Annotated in this window: 27 protein-coding genes and 1 riboswitch; of the genes, 9 read left to right on the top strand and 18 right to left on the bottom strand. The window is 38.2% G+C overall.

Translation table 11 applies throughout. The features are described from left to right. The first annotated feature begins 323 nt into the window (after positions 1-323). Positions 324-809, top strand: a complete 486-nt coding sequence (locus tag PVK71_RS16180) for an RNA recognition motif domain-containing protein (protein WP_274419993.1) — start codon at positions 324-326, stop codon at positions 807-809. On the opposite strand, the gene murI is transcribed toward PVK71_RS16180, so the two are convergent. The 3 genes from murI to PVK71_RS16165 all read right to left on the bottom strand — a co-directional run bounded on the left by murI (position 772) and on the right by PVK71_RS16165 (position 4,190). After that, entirely contained in the window at positions 772-1,560 is a 789-nt protein-coding gene (gene murI, locus PVK71_RS16175; protein WP_130049215.1) for a glutamate racemase, read from the bottom strand. The two genes, PVK71_RS16180 and murI, sit on opposite strands and share 38 nt — an antisense overlap. A gap of 61 nt (positions 1,561-1,621) precedes the next feature. Continuing rightward, complete coding sequence (locus tag PVK71_RS16170; RefSeq protein WP_274419992.1) at positions 1,622-2,293, bottom strand: ATPase; 672 nt, start codon at positions 2,291-2,293, stop codon at positions 1,622-1,624. A gap of 49 nt (positions 2,294-2,342) precedes the next feature. After that, a complete protein-coding gene (locus tag PVK71_RS16165) occupies positions 2,343-4,190 on the bottom strand; it encodes a TonB-dependent receptor domain-containing protein (protein WP_274419991.1) in 1,848 nt (615 codons plus the stop codon). A gap of 45 nt (positions 4,191-4,235) precedes the next feature. Next, positions 4,236-4,459, bottom strand: a riboswitch (cobalamin riboswitch). 148 nt (positions 4,460-4,607) lie between these two features. Here PVK71_RS16165 and trmA point away from each other — a divergent pair. Continuing rightward, positions 4,608-5,714, top strand: a complete 1,107-nt coding sequence (gene trmA / locus PVK71_RS16160) for a tRNA (uridine(54)-C5)-methyltransferase TrmA (protein WP_130049218.1) — start codon at positions 4,608-4,610, stop codon at positions 5,712-5,714. A 56-nt stretch (positions 5,715-5,770) separates the two neighbouring features. Here the strand turns inward: trmA and PVK71_RS16155 are convergent, their stop codons facing one another. Both PVK71_RS16155 and fabR read right to left on the bottom strand, forming a co-directional pair. Further along, a complete protein-coding gene (locus PVK71_RS16155; protein WP_130045709.1) occupies positions 5,771-6,145 on the bottom strand; it encodes a YijD family membrane protein in 375 nt (124 codons plus the stop codon). 52 nt (positions 6,146-6,197) lie between these two features. Further along, complete coding sequence (gene fabR / locus PVK71_RS16150) at positions 6,198-6,875, bottom strand: HTH-type transcriptional repressor FabR (protein WP_274419990.1); 678 nt, start codon at positions 6,873-6,875, stop codon at positions 6,198-6,200. A gap of 234 nt (positions 6,876-7,109) precedes the next feature. Between fabR and sthA the strand changes: the two genes are divergently transcribed. Then, the gene (gene sthA / locus PVK71_RS16145) at positions 7,110-8,525 is read left to right on the top strand and encodes a Si-specific NAD(P)(+) transhydrogenase (protein ID WP_274419989.1); all 1,416 of its coding nucleotides are present in this window, start codon (positions 7,110-7,112) and stop codon (positions 8,523-8,525) included. A gap of 90 nt (positions 8,526-8,615) precedes the next feature. Here the strand turns inward: sthA and dinF are convergent, their stop codons facing one another. From dinF to lexA, 3 genes are all read right to left on the bottom strand, one after another. After that, positions 8,616-9,944: an MATE family efflux transporter DinF gene (gene dinF / locus PVK71_RS16140; RefSeq protein WP_274419988.1), complete on the bottom strand. Its 1,329-nt coding sequence runs from the start codon at positions 9,942-9,944 to the stop codon at positions 8,616-8,618. Between the two features lie 87 nt (positions 9,945-10,031). After that, complete coding sequence (locus tag PVK71_RS16135; protein ID WP_274419987.1) at positions 10,032-10,826, bottom strand: class I SAM-dependent methyltransferase; 795 nt, start codon at positions 10,824-10,826, stop codon at positions 10,032-10,034. 143 nt (positions 10,827-10,969) lie between these two features. After that, positions 10,970-11,590, bottom strand: a complete 621-nt coding sequence (lexA, locus tag PVK71_RS16130; protein WP_130045705.1) for a transcriptional repressor LexA — start codon at positions 11,588-11,590, stop codon at positions 10,970-10,972. Positions 11,591-11,830: 240 nt separating this feature from the next. Between lexA and plsB the strand changes: the two genes are divergently transcribed. Next, positions 11,831-14,254 carry a glycerol-3-phosphate 1-O-acyltransferase PlsB gene (gene plsB, locus PVK71_RS16125; RefSeq protein WP_274419985.1) on the top strand — a complete coding sequence of 808 codons (2,424 nt, stop codon included), beginning with the start codon at positions 11,831-11,833 and terminating at the stop codon, positions 14,252-14,254. A gap of 83 nt (positions 14,255-14,337) precedes the next feature. Here the strand turns inward: plsB and ubiA are convergent, their stop codons facing one another. Both ubiA and PVK71_RS16115 read right to left on the bottom strand, forming a co-directional pair. Beyond that, positions 14,338-15,195: a 4-hydroxybenzoate octaprenyltransferase gene (gene ubiA, locus PVK71_RS16120; protein ID WP_274419984.1), complete on the bottom strand. Its 858-nt coding sequence runs from the start codon at positions 15,193-15,195 to the stop codon at positions 14,338-14,340. Next, positions 15,192-15,734, bottom strand: coding sequence for a chorismate lyase (locus tag PVK71_RS16115; RefSeq protein ID WP_274419983.1), 543 nt, complete (start codon positions 15,732-15,734; stop codon positions 15,192-15,194). The genes ubiA and PVK71_RS16115 overlap by 4 nt, the downstream gene beginning before the upstream one ends. 121 nt (positions 15,735-15,855) lie before the next feature. Here PVK71_RS16115 and PVK71_RS16110 point away from each other — a divergent pair, with 121 nt between their 5' ends. Then, positions 15,856-16,266, top strand: coding sequence for a flagellar basal body-associated protein FliL (locus PVK71_RS16110; protein ID WP_274419982.1), 411 nt, complete (start codon positions 15,856-15,858; stop codon positions 16,264-16,266). Between the two features lie 101 nt (positions 16,267-16,367). On the opposite strand, the gene glpG is transcribed toward PVK71_RS16110, so the two are convergent. The 6 genes from glpG to ftsY all read right to left on the bottom strand — a co-directional run bounded on the left by glpG (position 16,368) and on the right by ftsY (position 21,958). Continuing rightward, a complete protein-coding gene (gene glpG / locus PVK71_RS16105; protein WP_274419980.1) occupies positions 16,368-17,201 on the bottom strand; it encodes a rhomboid family intramembrane serine protease GlpG in 834 nt (277 codons plus the stop codon). 6 nt (positions 17,202-17,207) lie between these two features. After that, positions 17,208-17,531 (bottom strand): thiosulfate sulfurtransferase GlpE, encoded by a 324-nt coding sequence (gene glpE / locus PVK71_RS16100; protein ID WP_274419978.1) that lies wholly within the window; start codon positions 17,529-17,531, stop codon positions 17,208-17,210. 442 nt (positions 17,532-17,973) lie between these two features. Continuing rightward, positions 17,974-18,834 carry an RNA polymerase sigma factor RpoH gene (rpoH, locus tag PVK71_RS16095; RefSeq protein WP_274419976.1) on the bottom strand — a complete coding sequence of 287 codons (861 nt, stop codon included), beginning with the start codon at positions 18,832-18,834 and terminating at the stop codon, positions 17,974-17,976. A 237-nt stretch (positions 18,835-19,071) separates the two neighbouring features. Further along, positions 19,072-20,025: a permease-like cell division protein FtsX gene (gene ftsX, locus PVK71_RS16090; protein WP_130087932.1), complete on the bottom strand. Its 954-nt coding sequence runs from the start codon at positions 20,023-20,025 to the stop codon at positions 19,072-19,074. Then, complete coding sequence (gene ftsE / locus PVK71_RS16085) at positions 20,018-20,686, bottom strand: cell division ATP-binding protein FtsE (RefSeq protein WP_130045696.1); 669 nt, start codon at positions 20,684-20,686, stop codon at positions 20,018-20,020. Before ftsE ends, ftsX begins: the two co-directional genes overlap by 8 nt. Before the next feature lie 3 nt (positions 20,687-20,689). Then, positions 20,690-21,958: a signal recognition particle-docking protein FtsY gene (ftsY, locus tag PVK71_RS16080; protein ID WP_274419971.1), complete on the bottom strand. Its 1,269-nt coding sequence runs from the start codon at positions 21,956-21,958 to the stop codon at positions 20,690-20,692. 70 nt (positions 21,959-22,028) lie between these two features. Here ftsY and rsmD point away from each other — a divergent pair, with 70 nt between their 5' ends. From rsmD to PVK71_RS16065, 3 genes are all read left to right on the top strand, one after another. After that, the gene (rsmD, locus tag PVK71_RS16075; RefSeq protein WP_274419969.1) at positions 22,029-22,631 is read left to right on the top strand and encodes a 16S rRNA (guanine(966)-N(2))-methyltransferase RsmD; all 603 of its coding nucleotides are present in this window, start codon (positions 22,029-22,031) and stop codon (positions 22,629-22,631) included. Then, positions 22,632-22,904 carry a DUF1145 domain-containing protein gene (locus tag PVK71_RS16070; protein ID WP_130045693.1) on the top strand — a complete coding sequence of 91 codons (273 nt, stop codon included), beginning with the start codon at positions 22,632-22,634 and terminating at the stop codon, positions 22,902-22,904. Positions 22,905-23,036: 132 nt separating this feature from the next. Beyond that, entirely contained in the window at positions 23,037-23,630 is a 594-nt protein-coding gene (locus PVK71_RS16065) for a YhgN family NAAT transporter (RefSeq protein WP_130045692.1), read from the top strand. 75 nt (positions 23,631-23,705) lie between these two features. On the opposite strand, the gene PVK71_RS16060 is transcribed toward PVK71_RS16065, so the two are convergent. Continuing rightward, positions 23,706-23,948 carry a YecH family metal-binding protein gene (locus tag PVK71_RS16060; RefSeq protein WP_274419965.1) on the bottom strand — a complete coding sequence of 81 codons (243 nt, stop codon included), beginning with the start codon at positions 23,946-23,948 and terminating at the stop codon, positions 23,706-23,708. An 846-nt stretch (positions 23,949-24,794) separates the two neighbouring features. After that, a complete protein-coding gene (locus tag PVK71_RS16055) occupies positions 24,795-25,160 on the bottom strand; it encodes a DUF4145 domain-containing protein (RefSeq protein ID WP_274419963.1) in 366 nt (121 codons plus the stop codon). A gap of 322 nt (positions 25,161-25,482) precedes the next feature. Between PVK71_RS16055 and PVK71_RS16050 the strand changes: the two genes are divergently transcribed. Continuing rightward, complete coding sequence (locus tag PVK71_RS16050) at positions 25,483-25,815, top strand: DUF2500 domain-containing protein (RefSeq protein ID WP_274419962.1); 333 nt, start codon at positions 25,483-25,485, stop codon at positions 25,813-25,815. The last annotated feature ends 9 nt before the right edge of the window (positions 25,816-25,824 follow it).

Here is a 25,824-nt window from a genome sequence, read left to right as displayed (position 1 = left end):
TTATCGAGCCCGACAGTTAAGTCAAGCGTTATTTAAAATAATTTCAAACAACTCAAAACTCAATTCTCATTAAATGCTTAACTTCAGCTTTCCCTTGAGAACGGATGCGCATTATAGGGAGGTAGAACACTTTCGCAAGTACTTTTTAATAATTCCCTTCTAAGTGATTATTTTCTACGCAGATCACTTTTTTTCACACAAAAGGCCTACAAGAAATGAACAATGACTTAATTAGTTGGCAATTGATAAATAATATAAGTAGTATCGATGTGATTTTATTGTTAATTCATCATTTTCCATTTATTTACTAGACCTTACTTATCATGAAATCTACTAATTCAAATATTATTATCATTGCTATTGCTGCACTAGGTGCAGGTGCAATCTCTTTATTACCAATCGCTGTATCTCCGGCTTTTGCTTTCGCTTTTGGCGCAGTAATTACAGGTTTTACATTATTAACTCTTACTAAGTCTCCAACTAAATCAAGTACCAAGGTTTCTTCTGATGAAGATCAGAATACAGATCAAGCAAGTACTACCCTTTATGTTGGTAATTTACCTTATCGTGCTAATGAGTCAGACGTAAAAGATCTGTTTGCTGAGTTCGGTGACGTATTTGCAGTTCGTCTGATGAAAGACAAACGAACAGGTAAAAGAAGAGGCTTTGGTTTTGTTGTTGTTGCAAGTAAAGATGCGGATAACGTTATCGAAAACTTAAACAATAACGAATTTGATCAGCGTACGCTAAAAGTTCGTATTGCTAATGATCCTAAAACCTCGGGTAATCCAAATATTGAAGAGAATTAAACCCTAATTCTCGAAATGTTTTATTTAGTGCCTCTTCATTCTTTGTTGGGGCACTACAATAAACTTCTCCTTTTATCATTTCTCTCCTATCCTCTTCGTGTTCTCCTAGTAACTGCTTTACTCTTCTTGCTATCGCTTCACCTGAATCAATAAGTAACACATTACCATTAAGTACTTTTTTTATTTCATTTCTCAAAAATGGAAAATGAGTACAGCCAAGAACAATCGTATCTACCTTATTTTGCCAAGGAGATAAAATATCTTTTAACTCTTTGAGATCAACATCCACCCCAATCATCTTTTCTTCCGCCATTTCTACCAATCTAGTTGAACCTAATAGTTGAACATCAGAAATCGGAGCAAATGACTTAATTAACTCATACGTATAAGTTCGCTTAACCGTTGCCGGAGTAGCAAGAAGTCCTATTTTAGTTGATACAAGAGCTGCAGGCTTTATAGCAGGAACAACACCAACCACTGGAATGGTTAACTTACCTCTAAGTGTTGGTAGCACAATAGTGCTGGCGGTATTACAAGCGATCACAACGATATCTATAGCAAATTTCGTACAAAGCTGAGAAATGATATGTGTTGTTCTTTCTATTAGCACTGATTCAGTAAGTTCACCATATGGAAACGCAGCATTATCAAAAGCATAAATATACTTTGCTAAAGGTAATTGATATTGGATCTCTTTATATACAGATAATCCACCGATGCCTGAATCAAAAATCAAAATATGTTTTGGCATAACTGAAACCACAGACTCTTTAAGTCGATATGAAGATTAGGCCCTAATCATACCGTTAATGCTATTTTTGTAAAACAGAAGCCTGATAACGTAAATGAGTAAATCGTTCTTGCTCATCAATTGTTGTACTAGACAGCTCAATCGAACCATGAAAACAAGGCGCCTCTATTACCAGGGTATGAAACTCACCATCTTCTCCGCATGGATCAACTTGCCCTGGTAACTCAGAAAGTAGCTGCATTGTGTATTCTTGACCACAGAATTGATTATCTAACTGAGTTCCATCCGTTGTAACAAGGATGGTTTTAATTCCGCAGTTAATGATCTCTTCTGCTAGCTCACGACTTGATTGTCCTACCAATGGAAAAACACACTCCCAACCGGCAGCTTCTATATAGCTTTTACGGTATTCGACAATGCCATTACAAAACATGTCGCCAAAGGCAACTGCATCAAACTCAATTCCACATTCCTTTAAACCAGTTACGACTAAACTTTGATATTCATTGTTGGCAGGGAACACGGTAGGCAATTCAATAGTTATTACTGGTAAACCAGCTAGATCAGCCTGCATTTGGACAACAGAAATAGAAGTTACCTGAAAAGGCACTTCGTTTGCTACGTGAGTAGTGTATAAAGCAACAACCTCATACTCGGGATTATTAAGCAAGCGAATAAGGGTTAATGTTGAGTCTTTCCCTGATGACCAACTGATGATGACTTTCTTTTTCATATAAACCTCAGAAAAGAAAAAACCGCCGATGAAGGCGGTTTAAGTAAAATTAAAATTGATAATCTAAACTAACATAATATGAACGCTCTGCTGGTTTATACCCACCTGCTGTTTCATATTCTTCATCAAGTAAGTTTTCAACTCGCCCGCGAATCGCAAGATCTGACGTTACCCAATAAGCAGCAGCTACACTCCACAGTGAATACGGGTCAAGATAAGCAGTTTCAACTCCAGGCGCAGAAGGAAGATCAGATCGCTTCCCTGTATAAATATAAGAAAGATTCAAATCTAAATCACCTAAACCCATACTCCCTATCCATTTATAATTCTGTTTTGCTCTTCTTGCTAACTGTTGACCTTCGGTATCTTCATGATCTTTATACTCAGCAATCAATGTATGAGAAACAATCCCAGTATCAAATAACAATTCTAATTCAGCACCTTTAATATCAGCATCAACGTTTGCACTATAACCGGCAAAATTTGGGGCATCATAATAGACAATTAGATTATCAACACTGTTCTTATACAGAGATAAATTAACATCAACTAGGTTGTATGCTGCAGCTAAACTCACATCAATGTTTTTTGATGTTTCAGGTTCTAAATCAGGAGCTGTCGATAAGTCATAAAATGATGGTGCTTTAAACGCTGTATTATAGGCACTGCTTACTTTGTAAATATCATTAATTTGATAACTCGCACCAACTCCCCACGTTGTATACTCATCATACTTATCATGCTTATCAAATCGAGTATTTGCTTCTAATTTTAATTGTTCTAGTTGGTATTGGGTCCCAAGATATACACCAGTCGACGCACGACTCTCACCTTCATTAATAATCACCTTGTTTGACCAATCAGTAATATCGGCTTTCACTTTCGCATCAGTCCAATCAACACCTGCATTAACTAACCAGTCATCCGCCAATTTGATTTGGTTAGTCCATTGCATATTTAACTGATCAATTTTTTGTTCTGAATCGAGGTCGCCATTCTCATGATATTCCAACGTTTGGTCGTCTTGATAACTAATACTGAGTTCTGAAGACACCACATCTTTATGAAAAGATAATTTTGAAGAATAAACGGTGGATTCTGATTCTGAACGAGATTTCGTATTTGTATAATGGTTATATTCTGATGTGCTATTAAACCACCTAACACCAGTAAAAAGGCTTACATAAGAAGAAAGCTGGTGATCATAGTTCAGCATAAACTGGCTGTTTTCAAAACCATGTTTATCCCCATCATTTAATTCCGGTTGTGGATTAACATTGTAACCTTCTGTTTGAGTGAATCCAGCTGCCATTTTTAAATGTCCACTTTCACCTACATTAGTATTAGCAGCAAAGTTTCCTTCTTTATATTTATTGCTACCTGCACCAATTGTCGCTGATTTTGATAGATCATCAGAAGATGTTCGAGTGATGATATTAATCACACCACCAACAGCGTCAGAACCATACATTACGGCACCAGACCCTCGAATTATTTCAATTCTTTCTACTTGATTTACAGGGATCTTATTAATATTCATTCCACTTTTAATGGAACTATTCATCCTAAAGCCATCAATTAGAATCAGTACATGATCAGAATTGGTACCCCTCATGAAAATAGATGCATTCTGACCAATACCACCATTGCTGGCAACTTCTATTCCTGGTTGTAACCTTAAGATATCTGTCATCGTTTTTGCTTGAATTTGAACAATATCTTCTTTGGTTACTACACTCATAGGCGCAATAACATCTTTAGCTGACTGCTCAAATCGATTAGCAGTAACAACCATAGTTTCATCAGTTTCAGTTGTGGTGTTTTGAGCAAATACAGGGGAAGTATAGGCGTGAGAAAGCAGCGACACTATTGCAGTCGCAAGGGCTGTTTTTTTCATTTCCGTTGTTTCCTAAAATCGCGTTAAGTCCATATAGCAATACCTATGTATCGCATATTGCTGGCAGGTCTTCGGACTTGAGAGCAGTTAACCTACAGTACTCACTTCCCATCATTCTCTTTATTCATTTAATAAAGAAAAATAATAGTGTGAAAATTTGTACCTTCGTTCTCTCTTACCGCTGCGCGTCAGTTCTGGATTCTCACCAGATTCCCTTTTCAGGCTATTATCGAATATAAAAATAGCGCACCAACATGGCCGAAATAGTAATGACGTACACTATATTTGTCTAGGCTTAGCTAATTAGTATTCCCTCTTTTACTCAATTAGTTTCGATCAATCACACACAAATACTGGACAACAGATCTCTATCGCATAAAATCGGCGCTCTTATTTTGAGCAGCGTGAGGCAAGACAATGACCCAACCCGTCATGAACCCAGAAAATTATCAAGTACAATTAGATGAAAAAGCAGAAGCACTGTCTGCAATGTTTTCTGAATTTGACGTTCCTGAATTGGAAGTCTTTTCTTCTCCTGCTGAAAACTACCGTATGCGAGCAGAGTTTCGAGTTTGGCATGAAGATGACGAAATGTATTACGTTATGTTCAACCAAGAAACCAAAGAAAAATACCGTGTCGATTACTTTTTGCCAGCCAGCCGTATCATTAATGATTTAATGCCATTACTGACTGAAGCGGTAAAAGAAAGCAAAATTTTGCGTCATAAGATGTTTCAAGTAGACTTTTTATCCACTCTAAGCGGTGAAATCTTAGTTTCAATGCTTTATCACCGCCAATTAGATGATGCTTGGAAAGAAGAAGCAAAAGCACTAAAACAACGCTTAAATGATGAAGGTTTTAATCTGAATCTTATTGGTCGTGCTCGTAAAATGAAGATTGTACTGGACCAAGAGTTTGTTATTGAAAAACTAAAAGTTAACGACGATATTTTAACTTATAAGCAGGTTGAAAATAGCTTCACCCAACCAAACGGTGTTGTTGCACAAAAAATGCTAGAGTGGGCGGTAGACTGTACTCAAAACAGCCAAGGTGATTTATTAGAACTTTACTGCGGTAATGGTAACTTCTCATTAGCTTTAGCTAAAAACTTTGATCGCGTTCTAGCGACTGAATTAGCAAAACCTTCAGTAGAGTCAGCACAATATAATATTGCAGCAAACAATATTGATAATGTTCAAATCATCCGTATGTCTGCAGAAGACTTTACCGATGCGATGGAAGGTAAACGTGAATTTAGACGCTTAAAAGATCAAAACGTAGATTTAAAAAGCTATAACTGCAATACCATTTTTGTCGATCCACCACGCTCAGGTATGGATGAAGGCACTTGTAAAATGGTTCAGGGTTATGAACGTATTATGTATATCTCGTGCAACCCTGAGACACTAAAAGAAAACTTAGAAATTTTAGGTAAAACGCACAACATTACCCGTTTTGCTCTATTTGACCAATTCCCATATACACATCATATGGAAGCGGGTGTTTTCTTAGAAAGAAAATAATAAATAGAAAAAAGGCTCAGAACACTACATTCTGAGCCTTTTCTTTTATTAACTAATTAAGCATCTACAGGTTCATCTTTCTTTTTTAAAAAACCCATTTTTACCGCAATCCAAAGTAATAAGCTTAATGCAACAAGAATAGAGAAGAAGTTACCTCCCATTTCTGGGTATTGCGCCTTCACAAAAGCAGAATGACCAAATAAACCGACAAAGAAACAAGCGACAGCAATCAACGAAGTATCTTCACTTTCAGGTTGACGTAAGTATTCTTGGTACAGGCCTTGAGCAGCTAAAACCAATGCTATGATTGGAAAAATTGAAAAAGCCACTTCTGTTACTGTAAATCCAACCCAAACAGCATTCAGAGAAAGACCAGTTATCACTGATAGCACTAATGTTTTTCGTTCATTTCTACTATTTTCATTTGTCATGCTTTATTACCTCTTATAAACATTGATTCACTGCGATCAATGTAACTGTATTCTATTGATCATTTTCTTTACGATACCAATAGGCGCCTTTAGAAAGCATTCGTAACTGAAAAATCAACCTTTCTGATAATTCTTTTCTATGCACAGCATCCAGATCTAATGCCTCAGCACCAGAGCTAAATACTAACGTTACTGAAGCCTCAGACTGCACTAATGCATCTTCACGAGGCACTCCTGTTGTGGCAACTAAATATTCGCTTAGTTCCGCGACAAAATGTTGGATCTCTCTTGCTACTGCGGCACGAAAGGCCGGTGAAGTTCCAGAGCGTTCTCGTAATAACAAACGAAATACGTTGGGGCTACTTTCAATAAACTCCATAAAGGTATCAACCGATGTTCGGATCACGCTTCCTTCAACCACAATTCGCTGACGAGCTTGGCGCATTAGTTGGCGTAAAATCAAGCCACCTTCATCAACCAGGGTGAGCCCTAATTCGTCCATATCTTTAAAATGACGATAGAAAGACGTTGGGGCTATTCCTGCTTCTCTCGTTACTTCACGTAAACTTAAGCTCGTAAAGCCTCTTTCAGCACATAGTAGACAAAAAGCTGCATCGATAATGGTTCGACGAGTTCTTTCTTTCTGTAGTGCTCTCACACCTTTTGCCGTTACTGGTCGCTTCACTTCTGATGCTACATTGAGATCATCAGCTTCAAATTCAGGATACATATATTTTACCGTATATTGCACAATTTAATTTAATGGGTATCACAAACTTTTCGCTCATTCACATTATCGATTTCTATTTATCGATGTAAATAATGAAATCCATAAACCTATGGATTTCCATAAACAACGTGATCCTCTCCACTCTATCTTACTCACTTGATTTACCAAACGAATGAAAAGGTTAAAATAGTTCACTAGCAATGTTGCGAGATTGATAATAATAAGGCGCTAATAATGACTAACTCGACCCCTACACATTCAACCCATTTTGATGCCATTGTAATTGGAAGTGGCCCAGGGGGAGAAGGCGCCGCTATGGGACTGACAAAAGCAAACCTAAACGTTGCTATTATTGAAAGAGAACCCAGTGTTGGTGGCGGCTGTACTCACTGGGGAACCATACCATCCAAAGCACTGCGTCATGCCGTTAGCCGTATTCTTGAATTTAACTCAAACCCTCTTTATTGTAAGAATAATACCAGTCTTCACTCTACTTTTTCGGATATTTTAGGTCATGCGAAAAGTGTTATTGATAAACAAACGAGAATGCGACAAGGGTTTTACGACCGCAATCAGTGCTCACTTATCTTCGGTGAAGCCAGTTTTGTCGAGAAAAATACCATCGCCGTAACTGCAAAAGACGGCTCTATCGAAACTTATACCGCAGATAAATTCATTATCGCAACGGGGTCACGTCCATATCGCCCAGCTGGAGTTAACTTCAACCATAGCCGAGTTTATGACAGTGATTCCATTCTATCTCTACAGCATGATCCTAGACATATTATTATTTACGGCGCTGGCGTTATTGGTAGTGAGTATGCCTCTATCTTTCGAGGTTTAGGAGTCAAAGTCGATCTTGTTAATACTCGAGACCGTTTACTTTCCTTTTTAGATAATGAAATGTCTGATGCTCTTTCATATCACTTCTGGAACAGCGGTATCGTTACTCGCAATGATGAAAATTTTGAAAGCATTGAAGCCAATGATGATGGTATCGTGATGCATCTTGAGTCTGGTAAAAAAATGAAAGCCGATTGCATTCTATTTGCCAATGGTCGAACTGGGAATACGGACAAACTTAATTTGCCAGCGGTAGGATTAGAAGCGGATTCTCGTGGGCAACTCAAAGTAAATGGCAATTATCAAACCACAGTTGAGCATATCTATGCGGTTGGAGATGTCATTGGCTATCCAAGCCTAGCGAGCGCCGCTTACGATCAAGGCCGTTTCACAGCTCAAGCAATCACAAAAGGCAAAGCAGAAGCACAACTGATTGATCATATCCCTACAGGCATTTACACCATTCCCGAAATTAGCTCAGTTGGTAAAACGGAACAAGAGTTAACTGCTGCAAAAGTCCCTTATGAAGTAGGAAGAGCATCCTTTAAGCATTTAGCTCGCGCTCAAATTGCGGGAATGGATATCGGCAGCCTGAAAATTCTCTTCCATCGTGAAACTAAAGAAATATTAGGAATACATTGCTTTGGTGAGCGTGCCGCTGAGATCATTCATATCGGGCAAGCCATTATGGAGCAAAAAGGCGACGCCAATAGTATTGAATACTTTGTAAATACAACATTTAACTATCCAACGATGGCCGAAGCTTATCGTGTTGCTGCTCTTAATGGATTAAATAGACTTTTCTAACCATTATCAGCAACACGGAACGAAAATGGGGTAAGCATTAACTTACCCCATTTTCTATTTAATTATCAATACAATAAACCATTTGGCCTATCATAGGAAAATTGCTTTTCGCCATTGTATAGAAAAGGTAATTGCTAAGCTGATACCACGCATAGCCATAAAAGATAACATCGCTGCCCACAATGCATGGTTACCGTAATCTTGCATTAACCACCACATGGTAAAAAAGGTTAACATCGCAATAAACATTGAATTTCTCATCTCAGAACCTTTAGTTGCTCCAACAAAAATCCCATCCAATAAGAAACACCACATTGACACTAATGGCATAGCAACAAGCCAAGGAAGATAAATAAGCGCCGTTTGTTGTACCGTTTCAATAGAAGAAATCATTGAAATTAATTGATAACCTCCAAACCCAAAGGCTAAGCTAAGTATCAAACTAATAATGAAACTCCAAAAAGTCGTACCAATTAAAGAATCAGATAACTGAGATTTACTCTTCGCTCCGATAGCTTTTCCTACCATCGCTTCCATCGCATAGGCAAAGCCATCCATCCCATATGAAATCATCATCAAAAAGCTCATCAATACAGCATTGGCTGCAACAATATCTACTCCTAATGATGCCCCTTGAAAAGTCATAAAAGTAAAGCACGCTTGTAGGCATAATGAGCGTAAGAAAATATCTCGATTCAATTTAAATAAACGCTTAAAACCAGAAAGAAGATCTGCAATTGGCATAATGAAACGAGGTAACGCTAATTTTTTGCTTTGCTTCAAGACAAAGAACAAGCCTATGGCCAAAGCTGAATAGTCCGCAATGAAAGAGGCAAATGCTGCCCCCTCTACTTTCCAATCAAAACCAACCACAAATAATAAATCAAGTACGATATTTATAACGTTAGTAATGATCACAAGCCACATAGGGTAACGAGCGTTTTGCGTTCCTAGTAACCAGCCCATGATAACCAAATTACTCAACGCTGCCGGGGCACTCCATATACGGATAGAGAAATACTGCTCGGCATACAACTTAACTTCAGGTGCTGCGTCACTAAAAGAAAAAATAGCGTAAGAAAGAGGTTGATGAAAAAGAAGAAGAATAAAAGAAAAACAGATCGCTAAAAAAATACCCTGAGAAAATGTTTGGCTCAGTAACATTTTATTTTCAGCGCCATACGCCTGTGCAGATAAACCAGTGGTTGCCATGCGTAAAAAACCCAACAACCAAAACGTCACGCTGATCATGGTGCCGCCTACTGCAACCCCTCCTAAATACCATGCGTGTTCGAGATGGCCAATGACAGCAGCATCAATTAACCCTAATAACGGAATAGTGATATTTGAAAGCACCATAGGAATAGCTAACGCTAATACCTGTCGGTGTAGAGAAAGGTTTTTTAGTGCCTGTAGCATAAGCTCTACCAAGATTGAAAAGTAATCGTATTATTACTTACTTCTTTTTGAACCTAAACCTTTGCTACTTTAATTTGTTTCACACATTCACCAATTCATATGAATTAACAATGGCGTTACTCTGTGCTTAAAAAGTGGAAATTTAGACAACCAGCGCTGCCATACTTTCCATCGTGTACAATCATGATCAAGAGGCGATGTCACAGATAATTTTTCTATCCACGGTAGCCACCCCGTAAAATGTTGCTTTGGTTGATATAAACCATGTTGATATTCAATACTGCCGAGCTTTTTGCCTATCATGGTATTACAGCGATCCCCCGCCACCACAAACAACGCCTCTGCATGATGAAAACGACGACCCAATAACTGGACAAATTTCGCTAGCTGTTTTTCATTACATTCTAATAATGCATGCTCACAGACAATCATTACTGGTACATCGTGTGGCACGGGAAGGTTATCTACCCAGCTTTCTTCTGTTGCAGAGCCACAGCGCAAATAATAACGCTCATTGGTATGAAACAGCTTTTGTCGCCAGAGAAGATTTTCATTGATATCAAGTTCCAGCCAATGACACCGACCGTTATCTAATCGATAAAAACGCGTATCTAGACCAGCACCGACATTCACCACCCACCCCGATGGATTAGATTTTAGAAATCGAGAAACGTATTGATCACATTGAACGGTAAGAGTGGCATGGAGTAATTGCTTTTGATCGATATCTCCAGAGAGACAGTCAGAAGAGAGGTGACAATGTCGACATGCAGCAGCTGCAATGGGATCGTAAATTAATCCGTTATCGATCATACTTTCACGGCTTCTTAACCACAGAGGTTGCAGTAGGCGAGAAGGAATTTTATGGCCGAGCTGTGTCATTATCATCTCCTATGAAAGAAAGTAGATGATAATAACTATCATTACCACTTGTAAAGTTCTATTTAAGAAAAACAAGCGATAATGACAATTTAATAATATTCATTCCTAAGATTATCTAAATGAATAGTAATTATACGTAAGTATTACATCCAAGTTGTACTGCGGATAACACCAACAGCAAGACCTTCAATACTTAAACTCTGTGATGTTAAATCTACTTCAATTGGAGCAAATTCTTCATTTTCTGCATGAAGGAAAACCATGGACCCTTTACGCTCTAAACGTTTAACGGTTACGTCATCATCCACTCGTGCGACAACCACTTGTCCATCACGAACATCTTGCGTCTTATGAACCGCTAGCAAATCGCCATCCATAATTCCGATGTCTTTCATGCTCTCCCCATTCACTCGCAATAGAAAATCAGCTTGTGGTTTAAACATGCCAGGATCAACCTGATAGTGACTCTCTACATGCTCTTGAGCAAGAATTGGCTCTCCTGCTGCCACTTGACCAATTAAAGGAACACCAAGCTCTTCATTCTCTGCATCCTGTAAAAGAATTCGAATACCTCGAGAAGCGCCAGGAATAATCTCGATAACCTGTTTACGAGCAAGGGCTTTTAAGTGCTCTTCTGCCGCATTCGCTGAACGAAATCCCAACTCACGAGCGATCTCTGCTCGTGTCGGTGGCATGCCAGTATCATCAATTTTTGCTTTGATTAACTCAAAGACTTCTTGCTGTCTTGCCGTTAGCGGCTTCATAAATCACCTGTCTGTTTATACAGTTAACTGTGAGTATATACAGCTGTGCTATGCTTTGAAAGACCTATTGATTAAAAAGACGGCAAAATTAACGACTTTTATGTCATATTACTCGTACTATTGTGGATAATCTGTTCATTTCTATTAAAAGGTTTGACCAGTTCTGCTATTCTTGCCGTGAAATTGTAAGCAACTATATAAACCGACCGATCGGTACATAACTAAGGCGTTATTGTCATTATGTCTACAGGACACACTATTTATCACTCTTTGCTAAAATTGCCATTATCAGTAATGGTGAAGAGTACGTCGATTCCATCGAACCCAATTGAAGACCTTAAGATCGATCTTGAGCGTCCAATCATCTATGCCCTGCCATTTCGCTCGCATGTTGATTTACTGACATTACAAAAAAGTGCATTAGAACTAGGGTTACCAGATCCTCTTTCTCCGATCACAATTGATGATGTGGAATACCCACGCTACGTGTTCACATCTATCGGACCTAAAATGTTCGATACTGATGACGACCTACCACAAGAATCTCTAGATCTATTTAAAATCGTTCTAAAGCATCACGAAGAAAACAAAGACGCAGACTTTCAACTGATCCCAACCTCAATTTTATGGGGAAGAAGACCAGGAAAAGAAGGAACGAGTAAACCTCATCTGATGCCTCTGAATGGCCCTCAAAAATTTGTAACGTTAATTAAAGCAGGACGTGATTCAACCGTCCGTATCAGCCCAGTGGTATCTTTACGCTATATGGCAGATAACCACGGTGCAGATGAAGCGATTGCCCATAAACTGGCACGAGTGGCTAAGATTCACTTCTCTCGTCAAAAATTGGCGGCCTCTGGTCCTAATCTACCTAATCGCCAAGCGCTATTTAATCGTTTATTAAAATCACAAGCGATTGAAAAGGTCATTCTTGAAGAAGCTAAAACGCGTAACGTCGATGTAGAAAAAGTGCGTAAAGAAGCCATGAGTATTATGGAAGAAATCGCAACAAACTTCTCTTACTCACTGATTAAAAACGGTAACCGTATTCTTAAATGGCTATGGAACCGTTTATACCAAGGTTTAAACATTAATAACGCGTCTACTGTACGTAAGCTAGCACAAGAAGGCCATGAAATTGTGTACGTTCCTTGTCACCGTAGCCACATGGATTACTTGTTGCTTTCCTATGTGCTTTATCATGAAGGATTAGTACCACCACACATTGCAGCTGGCATTAACTTAAATTTCTTCCCTGCGGGTCCTATCTTCCGTCGTGGCGGAGCTTTCTTTATTCGTCGTAGTTTTAAAGGTAACCGTCTTTACTCGACAATTTTCCGTGAATACTTAGCAGAACTTTTTGCAAAAGGTTATTCAGTTGAGTATTTCAGTGAAGGCGGACGCTCACGTACTGGCCGTTTATTGGAAGCAAAAACAGGAATGCTAGCAATGACTGTTCAAGCTATGCTGCGAGGGTTAAACCGCCCAGTAACGCTTGTGCCAGTCTATATTGGCTATGAACACGTAATGGAAGTCACCACTTACGCTAAAGAGCTGCAAGGTAAGCGTAAAGAAAAAGAAAATGCAGGACAGGTATTACGCACGCTACGTAAACTGCGCAATTTCGGTAAAGGATACGTCAACTTTGGTGAGCCTATTTCGCTGAACCATTATTTAAATGAACACGCACCAAATTGGTCTGAATCAATTAATCCTATAGAGCCACAAAGACCAGAGTGGATGGTCCCCGTGGTAAATGGAATTGCCAATAAGATGATGACACATATTAACGATGCGGTGGCTGCCAATGCATTAACGTTATGTGCAACGGCATTACTTGCGGCTCGTCAGCGAGCATTAAGTAAAGAAGATCTGACTGAACAGTTAGATTGTTACTTACAGCTGCTACGAAACATTCCTTATTCAGGCACTGCTACCGTACCAATGGAAAGTGCTGAAGAGCTATTAGAACATGCTATTGCTCTTGATAAGTTTGTTATTGAAAAAGACACACTCGGTGAAATTGTTTCATTAGATAGAAACCAGTCAATTCTAATGACGTACTACCGTAATAACATTATTCACTTATTTGCATTACCATCATTAATTGCAAAATTAGTTGTGCAGTCTCGTTCAATTTCTGTTGATGGTATCCAACAACAGATTCAAAAAATCTACCCATTCCTTAAAGCTGAGTTATTTTTGCATTATGGAGACGAAGGTTTGTGCGATGTGGTTAACCAACATATTGATGAATTAGTTCGTCAAAAGTTAATCGTACTCGAAAATGGTCTTTTACAACTTAACCCAAGCAATATTCGTAAACTTCACTTATTGGCTCATACTATTTCAGAAACACTACAACGCTATGCAATTGCTCTTACGCATTTACAAGCGTCTCCTGAATTAGATAAGAGTGAATTAGAAGAGCAAAGCCAAATAATGGCTCAGCGTTTAAGCCGTCTACATGGAATTAATGCTCCAGAGTTCTTCGATAAAGGGGTTTTTGGTATCTTGTTTAATAGTTTAAAAACCGAAGGTTATCTAGACAGAGATGGAAATGCTGTACTTGAAAAAGTCACTCCTTTTGCTCATGACATCTCAAAACTATTAACACCAGAGATAAAGCTAACCATCCAAGCAGTTATGAACAAAGAAGATTAATTTTCTTTAAGATATAAAAAAGCCAGTATGATATTTCTTATTGAAAGTCTCATACTGGCTTTTTTTATCGATAAGTCGAAAACTTAAATTAACACGCTCATGCTAATCGCAATAAATACTAAACCACCGACGTAATTATTATTTAGAAAGGCTTTAAAACATGCTTCTCTTTCACGACCTTTAATCAACCATTGCTGATAAACAAAAAATCCTGCTGCTGCTAACACTCCCCAATAGTACACACTCGAAAGTACTAACTGAGAACCAAGAATAATCAATAACGTCAGGACACTTAATTGCAGTAGGCCTATGATGAGCTTATCGAAACGACCAAACAAAATCGCCGTTGATTTGATGCCAATTTTTAAATCATCATCTCTATCTACCATTGCATATTGCGTATCGTAGGCTATCGTCCATAACGCGTTAATCACAAATAACAACCACGCTTCAGGTGGCACTTGATTTGATTCTGCTGCATACGCCATTGGAATAGCCCAACTAAATGCCAAACCTAGTACAAATTGAGGTAAATAGGTAACACGTTTCATGAATGGGTAAGCGATGGCAAGCACTATCCCTATTCCCGATAGCATGATCGTTAACGTATTCATGGTTAACACTAATAAAAATGAACACACCACCAAAACAGCAAATAACGTAAGTGCTTCTTTAGAAGAAACAAGTCCTGAAGGTAACGGACGATTTGCGGTACGCTTTACATGGCCATCGACTTTACGATCAGCAAAGTCATTAATCACACAACCCGCAGAACGCATAAATAAAACACCGAGTACAAATACAATCAGAACATGCCAATCAGGGAGTCCATCCGCCGCTAAAAACAATGCCCACAATGTTGGCCATAAAAGCAATAACGAACCGATAGGTCGATTCATTCGAGTTAATTGCCAAAACGCCTGTGCTTTTGACATGGTCATGATTCCATTTCCTTTGAGTAAATAGGTGCATTTGGTAAAAACAACTCTGCAACCAACATTGGTTTTCCATTCATCCATAAACGAGAACGACGAGCAAATAACTCCCCTTTCTCCGTCATGACTTTTGCGACTTGTAGCTTGTCCCTATGGACACTCTTAGCGCTAAAGACCGTAATACCTAATGGTACATGACCTTGACGTGTTAAGTCGTGTGGTTGGTCTTGAAGCGATGATAGTGGAATTAACGTGCGACCATAAATCCAGGAAGTCTGATCTCCCTTTAAGATCACCTTTCTTCGTAAACAAACCTCTTTGCTAAGAAGGTTAGTTTCTTCTTCAGTTAATGAACTCGGATTAATATGAGTATTATCTAAAACCGATACAGACAGCACTTGGCAATGCTGCTCTAAACGGCGAGATAATGAGTCTAACCCAAGCAACCAATATTGCTGCCATTCGTTATGACACTTAAAGCTATCGGCTTTTTGCCACTGCACTTTTTTCAGAACAGAAGCACACCAAGAATTGATATCTGACATATTCTCTATAACATCTCTCACATATATCGATTATATTGAGAGATAACGGTTAATTTTTTCTCACAACTGCCGACTATTGTAACAAGTAATAAAATAAATTGACTGACGAATGGATTAGAAAATGACAAAGAAATCATTATTTGTAGGGTTACTGCTAATTATTAGCCAACTTTTTGCCCCTACTGTTTTTGCTGAAGAAGAAGGTAGTCCTCAAATGGGGTACTTTACTTTAGCTCCAGACTTAACAACAAACTTTGTAACCGCAGGAAAGAGACTCGGGTACATTCAAATCCGTGTTGATATTTTAGTGGCCGATAATCGTGAATTGCCTAATTTAGAACATCACAATCCACAGATTAGAAATGCATTAGTAGAAGTACTAGGCCAACAGCCTGAACAGAGAATTAAATCACTCGCAGGTAGAGAAGAGATCAGAAAAGAATGCTTAACAGCAATCAATGAACTCTTACTCGCTGAGACAGGGAAAACACTCGCGGTAGATTTACTCTTTACCAAATATATTTATCAGTAATAGCGATGTTATCGTAATACCTGAATTTATATTTATATCAAAATAAAAATGAGCAAGGCACCGAATGTCTTGCTCATTTTTTTATTCTCTTTATTTCTTTTCTATGCGTTTTTCAGCTTACTGTCTATTGCAGCTATCACACAGCCAGTAACCAAACCAGCAAGGTGTGCCGTATTCGCAATGGCCATAAAAGGTTGAGCATAACCTAGAATTATCCATGCCAACATAAAGCCAACAATCGGTTTAGAGACAGAAATGCCTCTCTCTGGAGCTAACCAACCAATAAACCAAGAATAACCTAGCAATGCGTATACTACGCCTGATAAGCCACCAAAGTTTGCCCCTTCTATCCAATACTGCCCTAATCCTGAAAATAAGGCTGAGAATAAAAACAGTTGAACTAACTTGGCTCGCCCCAAACGTAACTCAATGTCTCCACCCAACTGCCACCACCACAGTAAATTAAAGATGATATGCATTGCAGAAAAATGCAGTAATGCATGAGAAAACCAGCGCCATACTTCCATGCTTTGCTCCTGACTTGCAGGAAAATGCAACGCTTGAAAAATCGAATTATTCCAACCTAGCTGCTGCAGTACAAAAATAACAATACAAACCGCCATGATGAATAAAGTAAAGAATCCCGCTTTTGCTTTAATCATCTTCATGAGATCTGGCGAACCATAAGCAAACTTTGCTGTTCGTGTATCAGCCATATCCCAAGAGGCAGACTGATATTTCGTATTGTTAGGATCACTTAAAAAAGCCTGAAGTTCCGACTCAACTTCCAGTAGATAAGCATCATCAGATACCACCCATAACGCAAACTGACCATCTCCTTCTGGCATCATACGAATATCGATATGCCTCGATGCCATATAATCAATAAACGCCTGCCCTGCTCTTGGATTGGATAATGCGATTAATCTCTGCATATAATTTTATTTCTCCACAGGTAACCCTGCTTTATGCCAGCCTTCAAAACCACCATCAACACTATAAACCTCATCATAACCTTGGTTTAGTAAGTATTGAGCAGCACCTTGACTGCTGTGCCCGTGATAACACATCACTAATACTGGTTGTTCAAAATCCACTGTATTCATTAACTCAACAATGGTGTCATTAGTTAAATGAAATGCGCCATCGACGTGCGAGCGGGAAAAAGATTGGGGATCTCGAATATCGACGATCACCGCATTAAGATCTTTATTTTGTAGTTTATATTGAGCATCGACTACTGAGATATGTTGAAACTGTTCCATTTTGACTTCCACTCTCTATTTTTTCTTTATTGTACCTCTGATTAACCACAAGAAAAACACAGAGTACGTAAGGATAAAAACAACTTATACACAAAGTTATTATCCACATATTTTTATGACCAAACAAAAACTGCTCATTTTTCACTCACCTGTGGAAAACCTTGTGGATTGCGTTGATAAAGTGGTTTAAATAAAATAGATCCACTACATGTAGTAAGGATCCTTTTTAATGTGTGGATAGTAGTTCTTAACTTAATCCTTTATTTTATCTCGCTTTCTAAACCATATTGCAAGATCTAAACAGCTAACTCCCTAGTTATACACAAGATAAATAATCAACTTAAACTATAAAAACAGCTCAAATGAACAGGGGCTAAAAACAAAAAAGGCTGCTCCCCAAAGAGATCAGCCTTCTATTTGATTCTTATTCTATGCTTATTAACTAAAGAACATCACCAACCGCGTCTTTTAGTTTTTTCATCGCATTTTTTTCAAGTTGACGGATACGTTCAGCAGAAACTTGGTAAGTATCAGCCAATTCTTGTAATGTCACTTTCTCATCAGCTAACCAACGAGATTGCACGATATGTTGACTACGATCGTCTAATGTTGCAATGGCATTTGCTAAACGATTATTGGTGTAATCTTCCCAATTATCTTCTTCTAAAGAATAAGCCACGTCAGATTGTTTATCTTCTAAGTAATAAACAGGTGCCGTGAAAGCCATATCACGGTCATCATCTTCTGTTGGTGCTTCAAACGTTGAATCTTGCGCAGCAAGTCGAGACTCCATTTCTCTCACTTCAGAAGGAGATACTCCAAGATCTTTTGCAACCGCTTCAACTTCACCGTTATTAAACCAGCCAAGGCGTTTTTTATTCTTTCTTAAGTTAAAAAACAGTTTACGCTGCGCTTTAGTCGTTGCTACTTTCACAATACGCCAGTTTCTTAGTACGTATTCATGAATTTCAGCTTTAATCCAATGCACAGCAAAGGAAACCAAACGAACACCCACTTCAGGGTTGAAACGTTTTACTGCTTTCATAAGACCGACATTACCTTCTTGGATAAGATCCGCTAAAGGCAAGCCATAACCAGAATAACCACGAGCAACATGCACGACGAAACGAAGATGAGATAAAATAAGCTCTTTCGCTGCTTCTATTTCTTCTTTGTAGTGTAAACGCTCGGCCAGTTCACGCTCTTCTGTCACTGTTAGCATCGGATAACTATTAACAGAACGCAGATAGCTATCAATGCTATCTTGTGAAACGGCTGCCATTGAATACATCTCTTTCGACATTCAAATCCCCATTTATTTCTTGGTATTACTTAACTTAACCTTGCAATAATGTACTTAAAATGAGCAGACTGCAAGTGAAAGGCGGAGAATTATCCACACTTTATGGACTCACTTCTGTTAACTAAGTTCACTTTTTAACAAAAAAAACACAAAAAAACCGCTAATTCAAGGAATTAACGGTTTCATAAGATCGTGATCAGATAAATGATCGTTCTAGGCTATTTGTACATATAAACGCTATACCGGCTCAATTTCTTTTAAATGACGTAATACTGAAATACGCGCAGCAAATAAACCTAAAAAGGACGATAACATCAGTAATAACAAACTTTCATCCCATGTCAGTCCAACTAATCTAAATACGCTTTCATATAATACCGCGACATTATCTACAGCACCATTCAGCGTAACGGTAATGATGGCAGTAAATAGCCAAGCAATAAATCCGCCCAATAATCCAAACCACATGCCGGTATATAAATATGGGCGTAAGATAAAGGTATTGGTAGCACCAACCAATTTCATTACTTGGATTTCATCTTTCTGCTCTAATACATTAAAGCGTAGTGTATTACCCACAATCAAGAAAACAGCAACAAACATAAGGATAGCGAGTGTTGTTGCAACGACAACTGCGACATGCTTAATCGCCTCTAATCGAACCAGCCAATCATCATCTAAACGTACTTCATTCACGTACGACTGTTGCTTAAGACGATTCACCAATTGATTTACTTTATCCTTATCTTGCCAGTCACTCTTAGGAGAGACAATTAACACTGCAGGGAGTGGATTGCTATCAAGTAAAGTAAGAGCTTGCTCAAAGCCAGATTGCTCACTGAGTTCTTTTAACCCTTCTTGTGGAGAGATGTAGTTAACCGCCTCAACTTCTTTCCAGCCTTCAAGCTCACTTTTTAAATCTTGAACTTTAGACTCAGCAACTTCTTGTTGTAGATACAAACTGACTTGTGAAGGCGCTTGCCATTTAGAAGCGACGATCGTTAAGTTTTTACCGACTAAATACATGCTAGATGGTAACGTCAATGACATTGCTATCACAGCAAGCGTTAATAAATTACCTAAAGGGCGACGTAATAACTCTTGAAAAGAAAGTTTAGCTTGTTTTTTATGTGTCGCCCAAAAACCATCATTAGATGCTCCTTGGGTGTTTTTAGGTTTATGTTTAGCCATGATCTGCTACCTCACGCAAACAACCTTGATGTAAATCGAAACGACGATATTTATTACCACCAATAAGAGATAAATCGTGAGATGCCATTAATACGCTAACACCAACACGGTTAAACTCTGCAAACAAGTTAAATACTTGACGAGACAACTGAGGATCTAAATTACCTGTTGGCTCATCTGCCAAAAGTAGCATTGGTTTATTTACCACGGCTCTAGCGATACCTACGCGTTGCTGCTCACCACCCGATAATTGCATCGGGTAACTTTTGGCTTTATCTAACAGGCCTGTTTTATCCAACGCAGCAGAAACTCGGCGTTTAATGTCATTTTCACGCACTGACTCCACTCGCATTGGTAATGCTACGTTGTCAAAGATCGTTCTATTCATCAATAATTTATGGTCTTGGAATACAATACCAATATTACGACGTAAAAAAGGAATGTCTTGATTTGAAATTTTAGTAATGTCATGACCATTAAATAAAATTTTACCATCACTTGGACGCTCAATAGCACAGATCAATTTCAGCAAGGTACTTTTACCCGCACCAGAATGACCACTTAAAAAAGCCATTTCACCTCGATTAAGATGAAAGTTTACTTTTTGTAATGCTGGACGACCGCCACGGTAGGCTTTCGACACTTGCTGAAATCGAATCACGCGTTATTCCTCACGACTAAATAATGCATCAATAAAATCTTGCGCCACAAATGGACGTAAATCATCAATTCCTTCACCAACACCAATATAACGAATTGGGATTTGAAATTGGTCGGCAATAGAGAAGATAACCCCACCTTTTGCTGTGCCATCTAATTTCGTCAATGTAATCCCCGTTACTGGGGCAACATCGCTGAATAGTTTTGCTTGGCTAATGGCATTTTGCCCAGTACCAGCATCAAGCGTTAACATCACTTCATGTGGTGCTGTTGGGTCTATCTTCTGCATTACTCGTACAATTTTACGCAATTCTTCCATTAAATTGCTCTTATTTTGGAGGCGACCAGCAGTATCAGCAATCACCACATCCACTTTACGAGCTTTTGCTGCTTCAATCGCATCATAAATCACTGACGCACTATCCGCTCCAGTGTGTTGTGCAATTACAGGCACATCGTTACGTTGGCCCCATACTTGAAGTTGTTCAACCGCCGCAGCACGGAACGTATCACCAGCGGCTAAAATCACTGACTTACCTTCACTTTGGAACTGTTTTGCTAACTTACCAATGGTCGTTGTTTTACCAACACCATTTACACCCACCATTAAAATAACGTGTGGCATATTTTTCTCATTAATTTCTAACGGTTGTTCCACTTTCGCTAGAATTTCTGACATTTCTTCTTTTAATAAGCCATATAGTGCTTCACCATCTTTCAGGTCTCGCTTACTGGCTTTCTCAGTTAAACTGTCAATGATCTTAACTGTTGTATCCATTCCTACATCAGCAATCAGTAGTTGTTCTTCTAATTCTTCAAACAGCTCTTCATCTATTTTTTTACCGCTGAATAACCCAAAGAAACCCGCACCAATATTCTCTTTTGTACGTTGTAAGCTACGCTTTAAACGAGCAAAGAAACTTTCTGTTGGTTTTTCTTGAACTTCTTCCACGGTCACTTCAGCTGCAGACTCTGGGTTTACCGATTCTATTTCTGCGATGAGTGGCTCTATTGCACTCTTTTCGCTTTCTTCAACTGAAGCTTTGTTTTCTTCTTTATTTTCTTCAACTGAAAGCACTTCAGTCTCTTTAGACTGTTCAAGTTGTGCGTCTTCCACTACACTCTCAACAATACTGTCTTCTTGAGACGGTGTTTGAGATAAAGTATCAGTGCCTTCTTCTGCTGATTGTTGTTCTACTGTTGGTTGTTCGGCTTTTTCTTCATCACCAAAACCTAACCAAGACAATAATCCGCGTTTCTTTTTGCCTGTCATTGGGAAATCCTAGAATTAAATTGGTACAATTTTCTCGTATACTATCACTTTCTGAGCGGTCACAATATCTATGCTTAAACGTAAACAACACTCATCTCGCACTTCTGGCACAAATGGTCGCTCTGGAAGCATTCGTATTATCAGCGGACGCTGGCGTGGACGCAAACTTCCTGTGCATGATGCTGAAGGATTAAGACCAACAACAGATCGAGTAAAAGAGACAGTTTTTAATTGGTTAGCTCCTGATATTCCTCGCGCTCGTTGTTTAGACCTATTTTCTGGCAGTGGCGGTTTAGGCTTTGAAGCCGCTTCTCGTGGTGCAGAATCCGTAGTCATGCTTGAACTAAATAAACAAGCTTACTCCCAATTAAAACAGAACGCGGAAAGTTTAAAAGCCGATAATATCGAGATTCATCATACCGATGCTCTCACTTTTTTAGATAAAACTGCAACACCCTTTGATGTGATTTTTATCGATCCTCCTTTTAGAAAAGATTTATTAGAAGCAACGTTAACAAAATTAGAAAATAATGGATGGTTAGCGAAAAACTCCATGATATATATTGAAGCAGAAAAAGAACTCAGTGCCTTGCTGGTTCCAGCTCATTGGCATTTACATCGTGATAAAACCGCAGGGCAAGTTACCTTTAAATTGTATGAGAGAGAAGAATAGATGAAAGGATTGATCATTCTAGCCAAAATCGCTATTGGGTTTGTTTGGCTAATGCTATTACTTAACTTATTTATGCCCTTTCCAGGAACTGGCGCGATTGCGCTTTACATTCTGACTGCATTTTTATTTATGATGCACGGCTTACAAATGCTAATTTTCATTGGCGCATTTGGCGATAAAATCTCAATGAGCCGATGGGAGAAATGGTCAATTCTGATATTCGGCGTTTTTGCCTTACTGGATATCAGAAAAAAACACATGATGGATAAATAATTTATCATTTATTAAAGGAGCACATGTTGCTCCTTTTTTACGCATTAATGTCACGCTTCTTCCCCGTCTCAAATAAATATATATGTTATGATCTTTCCCTACTTTTTATGATTTAAATTTTGGTACTCATTTATGGAAACTCTTTCCGCAGCCGTCATGCTTTTTCTGATCATGGATCCAATGGGTAACTTACCTGTCTTTACCTCTATTCTTAAGCACGTAGAAAAGAAAAGAAGACGTATTATTTTAATTCGAGAGCTTCTTATTGCTCTCGCTATCATGATGTCTTTTCTCTACATGGGAGAGCAGATCCTCAACTTCCTAAGCTTAAAAAAAGAAGCCGTATCCATTTCAGGGGCTATTATTTTATTCTTAATAGGTTTAAAAATGATCTTCCCACCGGAAGGGGGGTTAGGTGCTAGCTTAGGGGCGGGGGATGAACCATTAATTGTACCATTAGCCATTCCTATGATTGCAGGGCCATCAATCCTAGCCACATTATTATTACTTGCTCATCAAGAACCTGATCGCATGCTTGATTGGAGCTTGGCATTATTAGGCGCTTGGTCCTTAACTACCGTTATTTTAATGTTCTCAGAGCTATTCCAACGCATTGTCGGTGAAAAAGGTCTCGCAGCCATTGAAAGACTTATGGGTATGCTATTACTTATGATTTCAGTACAAATGTTCTTAGATGGCATTACAAGCTATTTTACTCACATCTAGAGATGCTATTTACTTATAAAAAAGGTCGCATTTATATGCGACCTTTTTGTTTTCATGTACTAAAGCTTGTTGCCTTTAGTGATGACAAATACGTTCAGGATTCACCGTTAACCCAGACTCCAACTCTACAACTTTCTTTTTAGATAAAAGAAAATCAAGCAACTCAGTTAATGTTAGGCCTTGCTGACTGCACGTATGAAAACATACCTCACCACCAAAATCACTTTCAATCATCCCTTCTAACTGCGAACGAGAAAGCGGCGCTTCGGCATTCAATAAAAGGTTGAGTACCGTATGACCGTGAATATCTTGTTTCATGATTAACCTTAATACGTTAAATGCAAATAATAGAATAGCAAAAACAGAAAAAGACTACCATTTACCTCTTTCCCCCTCCCTGCTGAACTACAATGTTACTTTACTATAAGAGCTTATCTCTCTCATACATAGACTCAAATCATCAAAATGCCAACTAAGCTAAATAATGCTTAATTAGGCAACAGTTAAAAAAGGTAAAAAAAAACAACTTACCCATTAATAACAATAAGTTATATAGATTGAAGTTATAATACCAAAATTAATGATGAAAAAAACACCTCGCCGTAAAAGTAGGTTTAATCAAAATTATCACACTCAAATAGGTTAGTAATATCAATATCAATAATAACCCCACATTATAGGCTCTACAAAAAACAGAAAACAAGAGGTAGGACAGCATCAAGAAGATAAGCTAAGAAATAAGAACAAAAATAGATGCTCAATAAACAAACCATAAAAAATACGATATTAACCATACAAATCAGATAGTTATATTGAATTTACATTTAAAACACACAAAAAACCATAATACCAACAGATAAAAACACACCTAAACACGCGACCAAACAACCAGTTTTGTCATAGAAAAGTTATTTTTTTAGGCTTTTGAACAATATGGGCTTGATCAACAACCAAAAACAGTGTTATTCTATTTGTCAAGCAATGATAGAAGACATTAAAGGAGCATAGTAATGATTACTTCATCGCAAAAACAAGGACTTATGATGATCGCAGTAGTTGTTGGACTAATGACCCTGCCAATGATGTACTAATATACATTCAAATAAGTTTATATAAAAAAACGGACGCATTTGCGTCCGTTTTTTTATGTCTGAAATAAATAGCTCAAAACAAATGCTTTATATTATCCCAATGAATCAAATAGATAGCTAATGAAGCCAGCGTCGAAAGCAGTACAATACCTACAACGAGTTTCCATAAAAAACGACTCGCTCTAGGCGTTAAAATATCTGTCATTTCTTTACAGGTCTCTTTGAATCCCGACTTATCCTCTAACTTATACCCTTCTTCATGCACTACTTTATTTCTCATTGTTGCAATAAAGCGTAATCGACCAATCACCCCATGAGGTAAACGCTCCTCACAACTGGTAATAAGCTGATGAAGTCCTTTTCCTTCGGCGTGATAGTGTGTCCTTAATAAAGACTCAATTTTTCGACTTTGTTTTACAACAAGATCAATCTCAGACATACCACTCTCCTAATCCTTTACTTTGAATTTCTTTATTTCCTTTATACCACTCTAAAATCCGTTTCTCTTTCTGATCGTTGAGATTAATTCTTTCTATTTGGCACAAACTCATCTTTTAATACTTTTCTCATCAAATAATAGGAGATCTTTAATCAATAGTATTCGAGCCAGATCTCAGTTCCTATCACATTTCATTCTGGATTAAACAATATATATAAAATAACCGGAAAATCCGCACAAACTGGGAAAATACTCCTTATCTATCTTAATAAAAAAGTTAAAATAGCCACGGCTCTATTTACTCGCACGTTTAAGGAAAATCATGCCTGCCATTTATATTGTTCTGTTGTTCATCTTTATTTTAATTGCCGCACTCTTATTCCAACGATTTCAAACTAAGTTTATCTTGGGTGATAACGCGCCTGAAATGAAAACAGAAGTCACCATTCTGGATAAACAAATCGTAGAAATACCCGATGCACAGCAAGGAGAAGAAGATCAAGAATTCTGGATTTACGTTCAAAAAGGAAAATTTGGCCCCAAAAGAGAATTTGAAGTTGGTGTTCACTATTTTCATGCTCTAAACCCAGGAGATAAAGGTATAATGACCTATCAAGGGCGTAAATTTCATCACTTTGCTTTAAAGCGAGATTAATCTAGGGAC

Source organism: Aliivibrio sp. S4MY1 (genome assembly GCF_028765545.1).
Taxonomy (GTDB): domain Bacteria; phylum Pseudomonadota; class Gammaproteobacteria; order Enterobacterales; family Vibrionaceae; genus Aliivibrio.
The sequence above is the reverse complement of the archived record's forward strand: the minus strand, read 5'-3'. Positions and strand labels throughout refer to the sequence as shown.

What these genes read in the sequence shown, in the direction of transcription:
- PVK71_RS16135 (WP_274419987.1), bottom strand. Translation starts at nt 10,826, where the DNA reads ATGACACAGCTCGGCCATAAAATTCCTTCTCGCCTACTGCAACCTCTG.
- rpoH (WP_274419976.1), bottom strand. Translation starts at nt 18,834, where the DNA reads ATGTCGAAAGAGATGTATTCAATGGCAGCCGTTTCACAAGATAGCATT.
- ubiA (WP_274419984.1), bottom strand. Translation starts at nt 15,195, where the DNA reads ATGACCATGTCAAAAGCACAGGCGTTTTGGCAATTAACTCGAATGAAT.
- rsmD (WP_274419969.1), top strand. Translation starts at nt 22,029, where the DNA reads ATGCTTAAACGTAAACAACACTCATCTCGCACTTCTGGCACAAATGGT.
- glpE (WP_274419978.1), bottom strand. Translation starts at nt 17,531, where the DNA reads ATGGAACAGTTTCAACATATCTCAGTAGTCGATGCTCAATATAAACTA.
- fabR (WP_274419990.1), bottom strand. Translation starts at nt 6,875, where the DNA reads ATGTATCCTGAATTTGAAGCTGATGATCTCAATGTAGCATCAGAAGTG.
- dinF (WP_274419988.1), bottom strand. Translation starts at nt 9,944, where the DNA reads ATGCTACAGGCACTAAAAAACCTTTCTCTACACCGACAGGTATTAGCG.
- ftsX (WP_130087932.1), bottom strand. Translation starts at nt 20,025, where the DNA reads ATGGCTAAACATAAACCTAAAAACACCCAAGGAGCATCTAATGATGGT.
- PVK71_RS16060 (WP_274419965.1), bottom strand. Translation starts at nt 23,948, where the DNA reads ATGAAACAAGATATTCACGGTCATACGGTACTCAACCTTTTATTGAAT.
- PVK71_RS16155 (WP_130045709.1), bottom strand. Translation starts at nt 6,145, where the DNA reads ATGACAAATGAAAATAGTAGAAATGAACGAAAAACATTAGTGCTATCA.
- PVK71_RS16055 (WP_274419963.1), bottom strand. Translation starts at nt 25,160, where the DNA reads ATGTCTGAGATTGATCTTGTTGTAAAACAAAGTCGAAAAATTGAGTCT.
- murI (WP_130049215.1), bottom strand. Translation starts at nt 1,560, where the DNA reads ATGCCAAAACATATTTTGATTTTTGATTCAGGCATCGGTGGATTATCT.
- sthA (WP_274419989.1), top strand. Translation starts at nt 7,110, where the DNA reads ATGACTAACTCGACCCCTACACATTCAACCCATTTTGATGCCATTGTA.
- PVK71_RS16180 (WP_274419993.1), top strand. Translation starts at nt 324, where the DNA reads ATGAAATCTACTAATTCAAATATTATTATCATTGCTATTGCTGCACTA.
- trmA (WP_130049218.1), top strand. Translation starts at nt 4,608, where the DNA reads ATGACCCAACCCGTCATGAACCCAGAAAATTATCAAGTACAATTAGAT.
- ftsY (WP_274419971.1), bottom strand. Translation starts at nt 21,958, where the DNA reads ATGACAGGCAAAAAGAAACGCGGATTATTGTCTTGGTTAGGTTTTGGT.
- PVK71_RS16070 (WP_130045693.1), top strand. Translation starts at nt 22,632, where the DNA reads ATGAAAGGATTGATCATTCTAGCCAAAATCGCTATTGGGTTTGTTTGG.
- PVK71_RS16110 (WP_274419982.1), top strand. Translation starts at nt 15,856, where the DNA reads ATGACAAAGAAATCATTATTTGTAGGGTTACTGCTAATTATTAGCCAA.
- glpG (WP_274419980.1), bottom strand. Translation starts at nt 17,201, where the DNA reads ATGCAGAGATTAATCGCATTATCCAATCCAAGAGCAGGGCAGGCGTTT.
- PVK71_RS16165 (WP_274419991.1), bottom strand. Translation starts at nt 4,190, where the DNA reads ATGAAAAAAACAGCCCTTGCGACTGCAATAGTGTCGCTGCTTTCTCAC.
- PVK71_RS16170 (WP_274419992.1), bottom strand. Translation starts at nt 2,293, where the DNA reads ATGAAAAAGAAAGTCATCATCAGTTGGTCATCAGGGAAAGACTCAACA.
- PVK71_RS16050 (WP_274419962.1), top strand. Translation starts at nt 25,483, where the DNA reads ATGCCTGCCATTTATATTGTTCTGTTGTTCATCTTTATTTTAATTGCC.
- PVK71_RS16115 (WP_274419983.1), bottom strand. Translation starts at nt 15,734, where the DNA reads ATGTCAGATATCAATTCTTGGTGTGCTTCTGTTCTGAAAAAAGTGCAG.
- plsB (WP_274419985.1), top strand. Translation starts at nt 11,831, where the DNA reads ATGTCTACAGGACACACTATTTATCACTCTTTGCTAAAATTGCCATTA.
- lexA (WP_130045705.1), bottom strand. Translation starts at nt 11,590, where the DNA reads ATGAAGCCGCTAACGGCAAGACAGCAAGAAGTCTTTGAGTTAATCAAA.
- PVK71_RS16065 (WP_130045692.1), top strand. Translation starts at nt 23,037, where the DNA reads ATGGAAACTCTTTCCGCAGCCGTCATGCTTTTTCTGATCATGGATCCA.